Source organism: Serratia sp. HMSC15F11 (assembly GCF_001808215.1).
GTDB lineage: Bacteria > Pseudomonadota > Gammaproteobacteria > Enterobacterales > Enterobacteriaceae > Serratia > Serratia nevei.
Map to the genome: position 1 here is coordinate 54,134 of NZ_KV792402.1, position 14,872 is coordinate 69,005.

The following is a 14,872-nucleotide window of genomic DNA, read 5'->3' on the forward strand; positions in this document are numbered from 1 at the left end:
GACCACCGTCAGCACTCAGGATGACAGCCTTTTATCCTGTCCTCGCACTCCTTTTCAGCGCGCGCCTGGCCGCCCTTCCGTGGCCGTTTAACCGCCTTTTCCATCCCCTTACCGATGTTTTAAATGCATCACATTTTTGGGGTGTAAATTTCATTTCATATTGAAATTGAAATTTTCATTCCCCATACTGTTCCCATGCTTCCTGCAGGGCGCCACGCTCGGGCCGCCGCCGGAGTTTTGCTTAAACAGAAGGAAACGGGTATGGCTACACAAGAAAAACAGCTTGATGTCATTTGTCTCGGGCGCATCGCCGTCGATTTCTATGCTCAGCAGATCGGCGCGCGGCTGGAAGACGCCGGCACATTCGCCAAGTACCTCGGCGGTTCCTCCGGCAACGTGGCCTACGGCACCGCCATTCAGGGGTTAAAATCCGGCATGCTGGCGCGCGTCGGCGACGAGCACATGGGCCGCTTTCTGCGTGAAGAGCTGCAGCGCGTCGGGGCCGATACCCGCTGCCTCATCACCGACAAGCAACGATTAACCGGCCTGGTGATCCTCGGCATCAAGGATCAGGAAACCTTCCCGCTGATCTTCCACCGCGAAAACTGCGCGGACATGGCGCTGACGCCGGACGACATCGACGAGGCCTACATCGCCTCCTCGCGCGCGCTGGCCATCACCGGCACACACCTGTCGCACCCGAACACCCGCGCCGCGGTGCTGAAGGCGCTGGAATACGCGCGCCGCCACGGCCTGCGCACCGCCCTGGACATCGATTACCGCCCGGTGCTGTGGGGGCTGACGTCGCTGGGCGACGGCGAAACCCGCTTTGTGGAATCGGACCAGGTCACGCGCGAGCTACAGGAGGTGCTGCACCATTTCGATCTGATCGTCGGCACCGAAGAGGAGTTTCACATCGCCGGCGGCAGCACCGACACGCTGACGGCGCTAAAAAACGTGCGGCGGGCCACGGCGGCCACGCTGGTGTGCAAGCGCGGCGCGCAGGGTTGCTCGGTGTTCGAAGGCGAAATCGCCGACGACTGGGCGCAGGTGAAGCTGCACGCCGGCGTGCGGGTTGAGGTGCTGAACGTGTTGGGGGCCGGCGACGCCTTTATGTCCGGCCTGCTGCGCGGCTACCTGAACGATGAGGGCTGGGATCAGGCCTGCCGCTACGCCAACGCCTGCGGCGCATTGGTGGTGTCGCGCCACGGCTGCGCGCCGGCCATGCCGACCAAACGGGAGCTGGACGACTACCTGCTGCGCGAACGGCAGGTCACGCGCCCGGACCGCGACGCACGTCTGAACCACCTGCACCGGGTGACCACCCGCAAGCAGCAATGGCCAGAGCTGTGCGTGTTTGCTTTCGATCACCGCAAGCAGCTGGCGGACATGGCGCGCGAAGCCGGCGTCGGCGAGGAACGCATTCCGCGCCTGAAAACCCTGCTGTTAACGGCGGCGCAACAGGCTGCCGCGCAGGCCGGCCTCAACGGCAACAGCGGCATTCTGGCCGACACCACCTACGGGCAGGCGGCGTTGAACGAGATCACCGGCCAGGGATGGTGGATCGGCCGGCCGGTGGAGCTGCCCAGCTCGCGCCCGCTGCGCCTGGAGCACGGCAATATCGGCTCACAATTGATCGACTGGCCGCAGGAGCACGTGGTGAAGTGCCTGGTATTTTATCACCCGCACGACGCGGCGGAACTGCGCCGCGAGCAGGATGAACTGATCGCCGACGTCTACCGCGGCTGCTGCAAATCCGGCCACGAGCTGCTGCTGGAGGTGATCCTGCCGGACAACAACCCCGACAAGGACGAACGCCATTATCTGGAGATGATTGAACACTTCTACCGGTTGGGCATTCAGCCGGACTGGTGGAAACTGCCGCCGCTGAGCGCGGAAAACTGGCGGCGGGTCGGCGCGCTGATCGACACCTACGATCCCTTCTGCCGCGGCGTGCTGATCCTGGGGCTCGACTCCCCGGAAGCGGTGCTGAAGGCGGGCTTTGCCGCCGCTGCGGATGCGCGCTGGGTGAAAGGTTTCGCCGTCGGCCGCACCATCTTCGGCCAGCCTTCGCGCCGCTGGCTGCAGGATGAAATCGACGACGCCGCCCTGATCGAGCAGGTGAAACAAAAATACCTGACGCTGATCGGTTTCTGGCGCCAGTACCGTCCGCAGGTGGGCGGCGCGCACTGACAGCGAGCGCGAGTTCACGACCCCTTAAGGCCATTTCGCCGCTTTAAGGGGATTTTTTTGCCCCTTTTCTGTGAAGTCGCGCAATGTGCGATCGAATAAATCGCTTTTTGAGGAAATGAAATTTCCGCTCCGTCTGTTAAAATACCCTGTCAATATTTCAGGCGTCAGGCCAATGCGCCTTCACCCCACTGCGAGCCGAATGGATGAACAACCCAACTCAACTTTCGCTGTTACAGGACGAGATCCGCCACCGTTATGAAACGCTGAGCAAGCGTTTGAAGCAGGTGGCGCGCTACATTTTGGATAACAGTAACAGCATCGCTTTCGATACCGTTGCCTCCATCGCCGCACAGGCCAGCGTGCCGCCCTCCACGCTGATCCGTTTCGCCAACGCCTTCGGCTTCAGCGGCTTCAACGAAATGAAGCAGGTATTCCGTCAGCATCTGATGGAAGAGACGGCGAACTATACCGAGCGCGCGCGCCTGTTCCGCCAAACCTCCACCGACGACAACGTCGCGCCGGAGAAACCGGCGGAAATCCTCAACGTGTTCACCATGGTCAACGCGCAGGCGCTGCAGCAGCTGGCGATGCAGATCGCCCCCGAGCAGCTGGAACGCGCCGTCGAGTTGCTCAATAACGCCGAAAACATCTACGTGATTGGCCTGCGCCGCTCGTTCAGCGTCGCCTCTTACCTCACCTACGCGCTGCGCCATCTGGAGCGCCGCGCGTTTCTGATCGACGGCCTGGGCGGCATGTTCACCGAACAGCTGAGCATGGTGAAACCGAAGGACGTGGTGATCGCCATCAGCTATTCGCCGTACGCCCGCGAGGCGGTGGAACTGGTGGAACTGGGCGCCAAGCGCGGCGCGCAACAGATCGCCATCACCGACAGCCAGGTCAGCCCGCTGGCCGCCTTCAGCGACGTCTGTTTCGTGGTGCGCGAAGCGCAGGTGGACGGCTTCCGTTCGCAGGTGGCTTCGATGTGCCTGGCGCAGACGTTGGCGGTTTCGCTGGCGCTGAATAACGCCCGGGACGAGTAAGGCTGGGGTGAACGCGCCCGGCAGGCTCGGGCGCGGCGGGATTATTGCAGCAACAAATAACGGTAGAGCGCGCTTTCCAGATCTTGCTTCATGCTGATGAAAAGCAGAATCTCCACCGTCTGGCCGTCGTAGTCATAAATGACGCGATATTCGCTGTCGGGATCCAATCGCTCGTGCAACCGTACCCCCATGCCCGCCAGCACGGCGTTGAAGCGATAGCGGGCAGGATCGTCCGCGATTGCCGCAAGAGACGATAACAACAGATTATCCACGAACACCCCGGCGGCGGCGGCCCCTATCGTTCCACTCTTGTAAGACTCGATGTCTTTCAGGCTCCATTCCGCCGCCGGCGCGACGGTAAAACGTATTTCCTGGGGCATCCTGCACCTCGGGCCTATTTCCGCGCGTCGCGCAGCCGCTGCAACGTTTCTTCGGGCGACAGACCGCGATGATTTTTAATCTCTTGCTTCGCCATCATAGTCAGTTTCAGCAACGCGTTGGACTGGCGCTCCAGATTGCGTTCCCGAATTTCGGCCTCTCTCTCAGCCGCCGTTTGAACAAACAGCTCAGCAACACCATTTTTTGTGACGTAAACCCCGCCTTCAAACAGATCGGGCGAACCTAATCCTTCGCGCGCCGCTTTTTGGGACATGGTAGTCGTCATGGTTTTTCCTCCTGCGCATAGGCAATCACGCTGTATCACAGCGGTTCTTTGGATTCACTCAGTCGGGGAGCAATCGCATGCGGACAGGTTATCATTTGAGCAAGAGGGAGGGCAAATTTAGGGCAAATTTATACCCTAATATAGAGAAAGCCCGGCAAGCCGGGCCTCAAGCGCTTATTGCGCGGCGGGATAGCCGTCGCCGTTAATCCAGGCGTGGTCTTTTTCCCAGGTGAATTTCCACTGCCGCACCGGCCCGGCCATCACGTTGAGATAATAGTTGTCGTAGCCCGCCAGGGTCGCCACCGGGTGATAACCGCGCGGCACTTTCACCACATCGCGATTGTAGACCGGCATGCACTCGTCGAGCGTGCGGTCGTCGGTATAGACGCGCTGCATGCAGAACCCTTGCTCCGGCTGAATGCGGTGATAGTACGTCTCTTCCAGATAGGTTTCGTCCGGCGAGTCTTCTTGATCGTGCTTGTGGCTCGGGTAGGAACTGGTGTTGCCCTCGTCGGTGTAAACCTCCACCACCAGCAGACTGTCGGCCGGCTCGCTGTCCGGCAGAATGTTGTGCACCAACCGCTGGTTGCGCCCCTTGCCGCGCCGCTCCACGCCGATATCCGCCGGCGTGATCAGCCGTGAAGGCAGGTGGCCGCTGCCGGGCGCGCTGCACACCGCCAGCTCCAGATCGGTCTCTGCCCGCACGTCGATGCGATCGTGATGCGGCACATACACCGCGTAAGGCGGCGTGCGCTCGAACGGGCTCATGCGCTTGCCGATATGCGGGTACTCGGCGCGTAGCGTGGCGACGGAGGCGATACCGGCCACCAGCACCAGGCACAGCTCCTTATCGCCGCACTCAAGCTGCAGCGACTGCCCGGCGCCCAGGCGATAAACGTCGAAGCCGACATAGCGCCAACCGGCATTTTCCGGCGTCACATGCTGGATGCGCCCTTCGGCGTTCGGCGTCTGACATTTGGCAAGCAGTGAAGACATCTCGATTCTCCTGTTAATGATTCGTGCAAAGGCCGCTGCCCGAAGGAGCAACGGCCTGGCCTGAATATGACAGCGCTTAACCCAGCGTCGGCATGCTGAATTCGGACACCGTCTGCTGCCCGGCCGGCCAGCGCGCGGTGGCGGTCTTCATGCGCGTGTAGAAGCGCACCCCGTCGGTGCCGTGCACGTTCAGCGCACCGAATACCGAGCGCTTCCAGCCGCCGAAGCTGTGGAACGCCATCGGCACCGGTACCGGCACGTTGACGCCGACCATCCCGGCCTGCACTTCTTGTACGAACTGGCGCGCGTAGTGGCCGCTGCCGGTAAAGATGGCGCTGCCGTTGCCGAACTCATGGCCGTTCACCGTGTCGATGGCGGTACGGTAGTCCGGCACCCGCACGATGCCCAGCACCGGCCCAAAGATCTCTTCGCGGTAGATGCGCATGTTCGGCTTCACATGGTCGAACAGCGTGCCGCCGACGTAGTAGCCTTCAGGATAGCCCGGCACCTGATAATTGCGGCCGTCGGCCACCAGGGTCGCACCTTCTTCCACGCCCAAATCAATGTAGCCCAGTACCTTTTTCTGGTGGGCGGACGACACCAGCGGCCCCATTTCATTCTCTTCGCCGCCCTGCTGCAAGCCCGGCCCGACGCGCAGCTGCGCGATCAGCGGCTTCAATTTGGCGATCAGTTTGTCGGCGGTATCGTCACCGACCACCACGGCGATCGGCAACGCCATGCAGCGCTCGCCGGCAGAGCCGAACGCGCCGCCCATCAGCGCGTTGACCGTGGCGTCCAGATCGGCGTCCGGCATGACGATCGCCTGATTCTTCGCCGCGCCGAAGGCCTGCACCCGCTTGCCGTGCGCGCTGGCGGTGGTGTAGATATGTTCCGCCACGGTGGATGAGCCAACGAAACTCACCGCCTGAATGCGCGGATCGGTGCACAGCTGCGCCGCGTCTTCATTGGCGCAGTGCACCACGTTGAACACGCCGTCCGGCAGGCCGGCTTCTTTCAGCAGCTCCGCCAGGCGCACCGAGGCGGAAGGCACCAGCGCCGGCGGCTTGAGGATGAAGGTGTTGCCGCAGGCCAGCGCGATAGGGAACATCCACATCGGCACCATCGCCGGGAAGTTGAACGGGGTAATGCCCGCCACCACGCCCAGCGGCTGCATCAGCGAGAAGCTGTCGACGCCGCTGCCGACGTCCGGCGAATACTCGCCCTTGAGCAGATGCGGGATGCCGCAGGCGAATTCGACCACTTCCATGCCGCGCGTCAGTTCGCCCAGCGCATCCGAGTACACTTTGCCGTGCTCGCTGACGATAAGCTCGGCCAGCTCGTCGCGGTGCTGTTCCAACAGCGCCTTGAAATTGAACATGATGCGCGCGCGGCGCAGCGGCGTGGTGCGCGACCAGTCGGCAAATGCCTGATGGGCCACGTCGATGGCCTGTTTGACTTCGGCGGCGGTGCTCTGCGTGACGTGCCGCTCAACCTGCCCGCTGGCCGGGTTGTGCACGTCAACGGTTTGATTACTGCTGCTCAGGCACACCTGCCCGCCAATAAAGTTACCCACGGTTTTCATGTCACGCCCTCTTTTCAAGTCCGCTGTCGCCTGGCCATTCGCCGGCGGCGCGGCGTTAATCGTCCCGCTCGCCAAACCCCGTCGGCAAGCCGGCTAAATCCTGACCGGATACAGCAAACTCTATTTCATTGAAAAAAAAGTTTCAAATAAATTGTTTTGGAAAATTTATTTTTAGTGCGTGAGGTCGCAATTTTGCGGTGTCGATCCGGTTGGCGCTTTCATTACCGTGCCAGGGAAAGCGCAACGGCGGAGAAGAAACCCGGGGTAATGCACACTGACTTTGCTACAGAAAACCCACGCTGTGCCTGCCCTGTCGTTGTTACCGCCAGCCCCCGTTCGCCCAAGGTGCCCGAATCGCTCGCGACGGTTTTTTTTGAACTGGATCTAAAAATCAATATTCCATCATTCACTAATTATGAAATAAATGTTCTTGTTTGTTCCAGCATTTATCGACGACATCGCCTTGATGACAGGCACGGTTCACACCCTTCCGCTCGCCCTCTTCCCGACACCCCAACCGTGCGGACGGAAGCCAGGATAAAAATCGGAGCAACACATGTCATATCAGCGTAAGCACAATACCGGCTACATATTGCGAATTTGCGGCATCGCCGCCCTGGGCGGCATTCTGTTCGGCTACGATACCGCCGTGATCTCCGGCGCGATCGAAGCATTGAAAACCTATTTCAGTCTCAGCCCGGCCGAAACCGGTTGGGCGGTCTCCAACGTAGTGATCGGCTGCGTGGTCGGCGCCTTCGCCGCCGGGCCGCTGGCGGCGCGCTGGGGCCGTAAAAAGGCGCTGATGCTGGCGGCGCTGCTGTTCACCGTGTCCGCCGTCGGCGCGGCCTTGGCCCCGACCTTCACCTGGTTCGTCATCTACCGCATCATCGGCGGGCTGGCGGTCGGCATTGCCGCCACCGTGTCGCCGATGTACATGTCGGAAGTGTCGCCGAAAGACATGCGCGGGCGCGCGCTCAGCATGCAGCAGTTCGCCATCGTCTTCGGTCAGATCGTGATTTTCTACGTCAACTTCAAAATCGCCAGCCTCGCCAGCGAAGCCTGGCTGGTGGAAATGGGCTGGCGCTGGATGTTCGCCTCGGGCGTGATCCCCTGCATTCTGTTCTGCATCCTGGTATTCGTCATTCCTGAATCCCCGCGCTGGAACGTAATGATGGGGCGCGACGATCAGGCGCTGGCGATGTTGACCAAGGTCTCCAACGCCGCCCACGCGCAAAATCTGCTGAAAGAAATCAAAGACTCGCTGCATCAGGATCAACAGCAGCAGCACCGGAAGCTGAACTACGGCGATGTGCGGGTACGTTTCATTCTGTTCGTCGGCTGCATGATCGCCATGTTGCAGCAGGTGACCGGCGTCAACGTAATGATGTATTACGCGCCGGTGGTGCTGAAAACCGTGACCGAAAACGCGCAGGAAGCGCTGTTCCAGACCATCTGGATCGGCGTGCTGCAGCTGGTCGGTTCGGTCATCGGCGCCATGCTGATGGATCGCATGGGTCGCATTCCCTTGATGCGTTATGGCACGCTGGGCGCCATCGCCGGCCTGCTGCTCACCTCGTACGCGCTCTACACCCAGGCCACCGGCTATTTCGCGCTGTTCGGCATGCTGTTCTTCATGGTGTTTTATGCGCTGTCCTGGGGCGTCGGCGCCTGGGTGCTGGTGTCGGAAATCTTCCCAAACCGCATGCGCGCGCAGGGGATGAGCATTGCCGTCGGCTGCATGTGGGTCGCCAACTTCGCGGTATCGCAGTCGTTCCCAATGATCAACGACCACCCGTATCTGTTCTCGCATTTCCACGGCGCCTTCCCGATGTGGATCTTCGCCGCCTGCTGCCTGTTCAGCTACTGGTTCATCGGCCGCTACATTCCGGAAACCAAAGGCGTCTCGCTGGAAAAAATGGAGCAGGTGGTGCTGGCCAAACGCCACCGTCACCCCCTGCCCGACGGCAAGCCGCTGCCGCTGGAAAACGGCAAATCCTGATCTCTCAACTCTGACCGCTGGAGTAATGCCTCATGACACTTGCGCTGGACCGCTTCTGCATTAACCGCAAGATCGCGCCGAATCTCGATCTGGACAGTTTTTTCCGCCTGGTGAAACGCTGCGGGCTCAGCAAAATTGAGCTGCGCAACGACATGCCCAGCGGCAAGGTAACTGACGATCTGAGCGACGCGCAGCTCAACGCGCTCGCCGCGCAATACGGCATCGAGATTGTCACGATCAACGCCCTCGGCATGTTCAATCGGGTAGACGACCCGGCGGCGCTGCTGCAGCGCGCCGAAGCGTTGCTGGCGCAGGCGCAGGCCATCCACAGCCGGGCGCTGGTGCTGTGCCCACACTGCAGCGCCGATGACAAGCGCAGCGAGCAGCAAAAACGCGACGACACCCTCGCGGCGTTGCGGTTGCTGGCGCCGCTGTTTGCGCGCTATGGCGTGCAGGGGTACGTCGAGCCGCTGGGCTTCAGCATCAGTTCGCTGCGATCGTCGCTGCTGACCCAGGCGCTCATCCGCGATTCGGGCGCGCCGTACCGCATCGTGCTCGATACTTTCCACCACTACCTGAGCGATGTGACGCAGGCCGACTTCGATGCGCAAATCCAGGTGACGCAGATCGGCCTGGTGCATTTGTCCGGCGTGGAAGACGGGCGGGATAAAGGCGCGCTGAGCGACGAAGAGCGCATTATGCTGAGCGCAGGCGATCGGCTGGAGAGCCGCCGTCAGGTACAGAACCTGGAACGCCTGGGCTACACCGGCGTCTATGCCTTCGAGCCCTTCTCTTCGCAGCTGGACAGCTGGAGCGAGGCGGATATCGAACGGGAAATCCGCCACAGCATCGCCCTACTGCAAGGGTAAAAAAACGGCCTCCGCGGAGGCCGTTTTTCATGGCGTTACTTCAGGTTGCCGACCACCAGCTGGTGGCGCTCGTTGTAAAACTTACGGTAGGCCATATAGCAGGCGATGATGGTCGACAGGCTGGCGGTGGAAAGCAGCATGAAGGTCACCATAATCTGATATTTGATCGCTTTCACCGGGTCGATGCCGGCGAAGATCAGCCCGGACATCATGCCCGGCAGGCTAACCAGCCCAACGGTTTTCGCCGAGTCCACGGTCGGGATCAGCGAAGCGCGGATGCTGTCGCGGATCAGCGCCGCCGAAGCGAACTTGGGCGTCGCCCCCAGGCTGAGCATCTCCTGAATCTTCTGCTGTTCGCTTTTGAAACGCTGGCCGAGGTTGGTGTAGCACAGCCCCACCGCCACCATGGCGTTACCGGCGATCATCCCGGAGATGGGGATCACCTGCATCGGCGTAAATTCGATGGAGCCGGTCAAGACCAGCACCGCCAGCGTCAGCACCGCGCCGGTGGTGATGGCGATAAACGACGTCACGAACGCGTGTTCGACGTACTTGCTGCGTTTCTTGGCGTTGTAGGCCGCGTTAAAGCAGATGAACAGCACCATCAATACGGTAAGCAGCGCGTTATCCAGGTCGAAAATATACTTCAGCACGTAGCCGACGATGATCAGCTGCACCACCGCGCGGCAGATGCTCCAGATAATGTCCTTTTCCAACGCCAGCTTTTCCCGGTGGCTGATCAGGATGGCGACCACCACCAGGATCATCGACAAGCCTAAGGATTCGTTGGTGATGTTATGCTGATTCATGCTGTTGCTCCTGTTGCTCCTGTTGCTCGGCGCCGTGCGCGCGCAGGGTGATCACCTCATCCGCATGCGCTATCTCTTCGGTATCGTGCGTCACCCACAGCACCGCCAGCCGGTGCTCCGCCACCAGCTGATGCACTATCTCATTGACGTTGCGTTTGTTTTCCTCGTCCAGCGCGCTGGTGATCTCATCGAGCAACAGCACCCGGGGCATAAACTGCAGGTTGCGGATCAGGGACACGCGCTGCTTCTCTCCACCGGACAGCTCGTTGATGCTTTTGGTCAGCATCGCCTCCGGCAGGCCGAAACGCGTTAGATCGGCCTTCATTTTTCGTTCATCCGGCGACTGTTGACGGATCTGGTAGGGCAGCGCCAGATTGTCGTAAACCGTATTGCCGAACAGCGCCGGCGTCTGGAAGCAGTAAGAAACCTGCTTGCGATACGCCTCCGGCGACATCTCGGCGATCGCCTGGCCGTCGAAATAGAGGCTCCCGCGGGTCGGATCCATTAAGGAAGAGATGATTTTCAGCAGCGTGCTTTTCCCGCAGCCGGAAGGCCCGGTGATCAGTTTAAACTCGCCTTCACCCAGCGTGAAAGAGACGGAGTCCAGGATCACCTGGTTGTCTATTTGATAATGAATATCATCCAATCTCAGTATGTCTTTCTTTTCCTTCATTACGATGCCGGCTCCCTACACCTGTTCCCGTCTGAGCGATAAGTATATGGCCGCAAAAAACATCTTAGCAATGCCTGCGCGGATGGCAGAGAGCGGAGAGGAGGATTGGCGGAGCAAAACGCCCCGCCAAATGATAAGATTATTTAATGATTAGCTGTAGAGATAGTCAAAAGCGACCGCCAGGGTCGAATCACTCTTTTTTTATCGCTGCCTGTTCGTCGCAGCTGTACCAGCGTAGAGAATTGTTGATGCTGCGGTGGGTGCAGTGGACCTTGCCCTCCTTTTCCAGCGCCAGCAGCAGGGTTCGGGTGGTATAAATGTTTTCGCCGCATTTATCCGCCAGCTCGCGCGTCTTCGGCCACTGCTCCGGCGGGGGATGGTGGCCCCCTGACCCTTCGACACGCTCTCTGCACAATCCTTGCAACACATTCAGCATCAGCGATTTTCTACTTTCAAACGTTTTCGGCGCCTTGGCCATAGCATTCCTCCTGAGTGGTTACTGCTGAGCTCCCCCGTTCACGGCTGCACGTCAGCGATGCGCAGGGTATAAATCATGGTGGCGTCCGGGGGGATTGCCGGTGGGCTGCCCTGCTTGCCGTACGCCAGCGCCGGCGGCACCACCAGCGTGATCGAGCCGTGGCGCTGCAGCTTCTCGATAGCGGCGCGAAACAGCGGCGGATAGCGCGTCAACGGCTGCGAGATCACCGTCCCTGCCAACTCCATATCTTTGACCACCCGGCCGTCGACCAGGCTTTCGCGCACCACGATATCCACCCGATCGTCGGCGCCAATCGCCCCATTGCCGGCATAGTCCACCCGGTAGTAGAAACCGAGCGCATCCTGCTTGACGCCCTCCTGACGGGCGAAATCGGCCAGATAGGCTTTGTCGTCCAGCGGTGGCGGTGGTGCCTGCGTCTGCAGCAACCGCTGCTGCGCCGTGCGCAACGCGCTGTCGATGGCGGCCTCATCCAGCCGCAACCGCCCGGCCAGGGTATCGGCGATGCCGGCCAGCAACAGCCGGCTGTCCGCCTCCAGCCCCGCGTGCCGGTTCTCCTGCTGCAAATGCACAATGTCGCGCCCCAGAGACACGCCGGCGGCATACGCCTGTTTGTCCGCCTCGCTGGCCAGCAAGGGCAGTTCGGTGGCCTGCTGCCGCTCGGCCAGCAAAGTGTCGATCCGCTGCTGCTGCTGCGCCAACTGCGCCGCCAACCTTGCGCTGCGCTGTTCGGCCTGCGTTAGCGAAGCGGCCAATGCGCCCACCTCAGGCACTGGCGCAACGGCTTGCCGCAATCCCTTCAGGGCATCGGCCAGCGGCCGAATATCGACGACGGCCCGCTCCCGTTTCGGCGCCGCCGCGGCCTGAGCCGCCGCTAACTGCCGCTCCAACTGACGGATTTTCTCCGCCTGCTGTTGCAAAGACTGCTTCAGAGAAGTTAAACGAACGCCGTCTGCCCCGGCGATGGCAGCCGATTTGGCGGCCGGTGCGGGCACCGGTTTACGCGCGGTGTCTTCCCCGAGCGCGGCCGGCGGCGCCTGCCGTTGTTCAGCGAACTTCAACAGGGCGGGAATGCCGTCGTCGGCGGCGCAAGCGGCCCCGTTCGCCGCCAACAGCAAAAAGCCCATCGCCCATCCTTGCGCGCATCGCTTCATGGCTACAGATTCTCAACCCGGCTGGACAGATCGGACATCAGCTCATGCTCGACGTCGGCGCAGAATTTCTCGGTTTTATATTGATAAAGAGCATCAATCGCTTTACGGGTACTCTCATCCACGTTGCCGCGCACCCCGGCATATCCCGAGGCGTTGGAAAGCAGGCCGTTAAAATAGGCAATACGCTTTTGGTAACTTTGCGGATTAATATTCTTTAACGAATTAACCCGTTGTTGGCAAAGCGCGATGCGTTGTTCATCGGATTTATCATTAGGATTGTTCTGTGAAAGTTTTTTCACAGAATTCAGTTTTGTCTTGCTACCGTCCGCACAGCCAGATAGCACCATAAAAGACAGCAAAAATATAGCCAACCCCACCTTGCGGCGTCCGCCGCAAGCATTAATCATCGTTATCATTCCGTTTATAATCCTTTAATTGTCACTTAGGTCATCATTATGTGGCGAACGGCAGCGGCACATGCCTTAATTTGATTAATCAAAAGAGGTTAGACAGCGAAAAATCCCTATACCGCAATGCGATAGAATAATTCACTACCGGTGTAATTGTTATTCAATTGTTAATTAATTAGATCTAAACGCGGGTTAAACGCGAATAAGAAACCCAATCAATCGTGAACAAAAAACCATAAAACAACAATAAAAACAATTAATTATGTTTTATATTTTGTTTCTAAAGAGAAATGCATCATCTGCTGCCTAAGGGCGATATTAGCAAAACAATATTGTGAATTGTAGGTGCACCCCTATTTCCCCCGATCTAATATCTCGCATATCGTTATTTATATAGTGATTTATACTGGATAATATTTGTATACGATCTATTGATTTTAAAGCAAATATATTTCTTTTTCCTTTTGGTTTTATATTCTGAATTTGACTTAATTTAATAAAATCTATTCCCAAGCAATACTATTATTTGCAAGAATATTCCCAGCAACACGCCACACATAAAACTCGTATTTTATTTACCAGAAAATCCATTGTCGATTTTCCAAATCTCGTTATTTCTCATAAATAACGGATGTTGGCGTATTGCCCAGAGCAAAAGGATCTGGCTCCAACCGCACGGCCGGCGACATGGCGTTGCCGCCGCCGCGGGGGATTTAGATGTGCTGTTCTTTTTATTTAAAAACTCTCTACAGGAACCTGAGAAATGAAACTGAATAAATTAATGCTGGCAACCGTGATTGCTTTCGCTTCCGCATCTGTTGCTCATGCCGCATCTAATCAGGGCAGCGGTAAAGTCACCTTTACCGGCGAAATTATCGATGCGCCATGCAGCGTCGCGCCGGAATCCGTTGATCAGACCGTGCCGATGGGCCAGATCAGCAGCCGCATCCTGGCCAACCAGGGTAAATCCAGCATGCAACCTTTCAACATCGAACTGAAAGATTGCTCCATCTCCACCATGAAAAACGTCAAAGTGTCCTTTACCGGCACGCCTGATCCGATCAACAGCAAACTGCTGGCTCTGAGCGGCACCGCAACCGGCGCCGGCATCGTGATCTACGACAACCTGCACTCCAAAGAAGTGGAACTGGGCACCGCGACCGACGGCCAGGGCCTGAACGACGGCGACAACTCGCTGAAATTCGCCGCTTACCTGCAGGGCAGCAGCGCCTCAAGCACCGTGGTACCGGGCGACTTCACCAGCGTGGCGAACTTCACCCTGGCTTACCTGTAATACCCCACAGGGGATGTCTCAGGGCATCCCCCGCTTTATTGCATGCCGAGGATACCGGCAAGGGAACAGGGAAAGACAGGGAGACGCCAGTATGACTATCCGCCTTTGCGGCCTGTTGCTCATCGCGCTCAGCGTTGGCAACGCGGCGGCGGCAGCGAAAAATCAGGGCCACGGCAAAGTCAGCCTGGGCGGCACCATCGTCGAAACGCCGTGCGGCATCGCCAGCGACAGCCTGGATCAAACCGTCGATTTCGGGCTGATCTCCATGAGCGACGCCTCGCAGGACGGGCAGTCGGTGCTGATCGGCAGCCGCCGCCATTTCACGATCAAACTGGTGAACTGCGAGCTGGCCAGCCAGGTGAAGCCTGACTTCATCTATCGCGCGGCCAACGTCACGTTCGACGGCACCGCCGACAGCCGGGATCCTTCTCTGCTGGGCGTTTACGGCGAGGCGAAGGGGGTGGCTATCGAGCTGTTGACCGATGCCGGCACCCCGATCCCGCTCGGCAGCACGACGGCGGATTACCAGATTGTCGCCGGCGACAACACGCTGCGCTTCGGCGCGCAGTTGCGCCTGCATCCCGACAAGGCGCGGGCGGGCGGCTTCAGCTCTCTGGCCAAATTCACCCTGTCTTATCTCTAGCGCCGGCGGGCGCTGCACAGCATTACGTATTCAGGTCGTACGGATGACCT

15 protein-coding genes are annotated in these 14,872 nt (G+C 59.3%); 6 read left to right on the plus strand and 9 right to left on the minus strand.

Going from position 1 to position 14,872, the window contains the following annotated elements:
• Positions 1-261 precede the first annotated feature (261 nt).
• Complete coding sequence (gene iolC / locus HMPREF3138_RS05870; protein ID WP_038871439.1) at positions 262-2,193, plus strand: bifunctional 5-dehydro-2-deoxygluconokinase/5-dehydro-2-deoxyphosphogluconate aldolase; 1,932 nt, start codon at positions 262-264, stop codon at positions 2,191-2,193.
• A gap of 203 nt (positions 2,194-2,396) precedes the next feature.
• Positions 2,397-3,233: a MurR/RpiR family transcriptional regulator gene (locus HMPREF3138_RS05875; RefSeq protein ID WP_038871441.1), complete on the plus strand. Its 837-nt coding sequence runs from the start codon at positions 2,397-2,399 to the stop codon at positions 3,231-3,233.
• Between the two features lie 41 nt (positions 3,234-3,274).
• Here HMPREF3138_RS05875 and HMPREF3138_RS05880 read toward each other — a convergent pair whose 3' ends face one another.
• The 4 genes from HMPREF3138_RS05880 to HMPREF3138_RS05895 all read right to left on the minus strand — a co-directional run bounded on the left by HMPREF3138_RS05880 (position 3,275) and on the right by HMPREF3138_RS05895 (position 6,475).
• Positions 3,275-3,613: a type II toxin-antitoxin system RelE/ParE family toxin gene (locus HMPREF3138_RS05880; RefSeq protein WP_038871444.1), complete on the minus strand. Its 339-nt coding sequence runs from the start codon at positions 3,611-3,613 to the stop codon at positions 3,275-3,277.
• Between the two features lie 14 nt (positions 3,614-3,627).
• Positions 3,628-3,897, minus strand: coding sequence for a hypothetical protein (locus HMPREF3138_RS05885; protein WP_038871448.1), 270 nt, complete (start codon positions 3,895-3,897; stop codon positions 3,628-3,630).
• A gap of 174 nt (positions 3,898-4,071) precedes the next feature.
• Positions 4,072-4,893 carry a 5-deoxy-glucuronate isomerase gene (iolB, locus tag HMPREF3138_RS05890; RefSeq protein WP_038871450.1) on the minus strand — a complete coding sequence of 274 codons (822 nt, stop codon included), beginning with the start codon at positions 4,891-4,893 and terminating at the stop codon, positions 4,072-4,074.
• A gap of 76 nt (positions 4,894-4,969) precedes the next feature.
• On the minus strand, positions 4,970-6,475 hold the full coding sequence (locus tag HMPREF3138_RS05895; RefSeq protein WP_038871453.1) for a CoA-acylating methylmalonate-semialdehyde dehydrogenase: 1,506 nt from the start codon (positions 6,473-6,475) through the stop codon (positions 4,970-4,972).
• Between the two features lie 556 nt (positions 6,476-7,031).
• Between HMPREF3138_RS05895 and HMPREF3138_RS05900 the strand changes: the two genes are divergently transcribed.
• Positions 7,032-8,474, plus strand: a complete 1,443-nt coding sequence (locus tag HMPREF3138_RS05900; protein ID WP_038883346.1) for a sugar porter family MFS transporter — start codon at positions 7,032-7,034, stop codon at positions 8,472-8,474.
• Between the two features lie 32 nt (positions 8,475-8,506).
• Entirely contained in the window at positions 8,507-9,343 is an 837-nt protein-coding gene (locus HMPREF3138_RS05905; protein WP_038871456.1) for a TIM barrel protein, read from the plus strand.
• A 35-nt stretch (positions 9,344-9,378) separates the two neighbouring features.
• Here HMPREF3138_RS05905 and fetB read toward each other — a convergent pair whose 3' ends face one another.
• The 5 genes from fetB to HMPREF3138_RS05930 form a co-directional block, all read right to left on the minus strand.
• A complete protein-coding gene (gene fetB / locus HMPREF3138_RS05910; RefSeq protein ID WP_038871458.1) occupies positions 9,379-10,152 on the minus strand; it encodes an iron efflux ABC transporter permease subunit FetB in 774 nt (257 codons plus the stop codon).
• Complete coding sequence (fetA, locus tag HMPREF3138_RS05915) at positions 10,139-10,825, minus strand: iron efflux ABC transporter ATP-binding subunit FetA (protein ID WP_038871460.1); 687 nt, start codon at positions 10,823-10,825, stop codon at positions 10,139-10,141. The genes fetB and fetA overlap by 14 nt, the downstream gene beginning before the upstream one ends.
• Before the next feature lie 190 nt (positions 10,826-11,015).
• Positions 11,016-11,303: a FaeA/PapI family transcriptional regulator gene (locus HMPREF3138_RS05920; RefSeq protein WP_004930885.1), complete on the minus strand. Its 288-nt coding sequence runs from the start codon at positions 11,301-11,303 to the stop codon at positions 11,016-11,018.
• 38 nt (positions 11,304-11,341) lie between these two features.
• On the minus strand, positions 11,342-12,448 hold the full coding sequence (locus HMPREF3138_RS05925) for an FKBP-type peptidyl-prolyl cis-trans isomerase N-terminal domain-containing protein (protein WP_171887404.1): 1,107 nt from the start codon (positions 12,446-12,448) through the stop codon (positions 11,342-11,344).
• A gap of 29 nt (positions 12,449-12,477) precedes the next feature.
• The gene (locus tag HMPREF3138_RS05930; protein WP_038871468.1) at positions 12,478-12,891 is read right to left on the minus strand and encodes a hypothetical protein; all 414 of its coding nucleotides are present in this window, start codon (positions 12,889-12,891) and stop codon (positions 12,478-12,480) included.
• Between the two features lie 757 nt (positions 12,892-13,648).
• Between HMPREF3138_RS05930 and HMPREF3138_RS05935 the strand changes: the two genes are divergently transcribed.
• On the plus strand, positions 13,649-14,179 hold the full coding sequence (locus HMPREF3138_RS05935) for a fimbrial protein (protein WP_070558825.1): 531 nt from the start codon (positions 13,649-13,651) through the stop codon (positions 14,177-14,179).
• A gap of 91 nt (positions 14,180-14,270) precedes the next feature.
• On the plus strand, positions 14,271-14,822 hold the full coding sequence (locus HMPREF3138_RS05940; RefSeq protein WP_038871475.1) for a fimbrial protein: 552 nt from the start codon (positions 14,271-14,273) through the stop codon (positions 14,820-14,822).
• Positions 14,823-14,872: the final 50 nt, after the last annotated feature.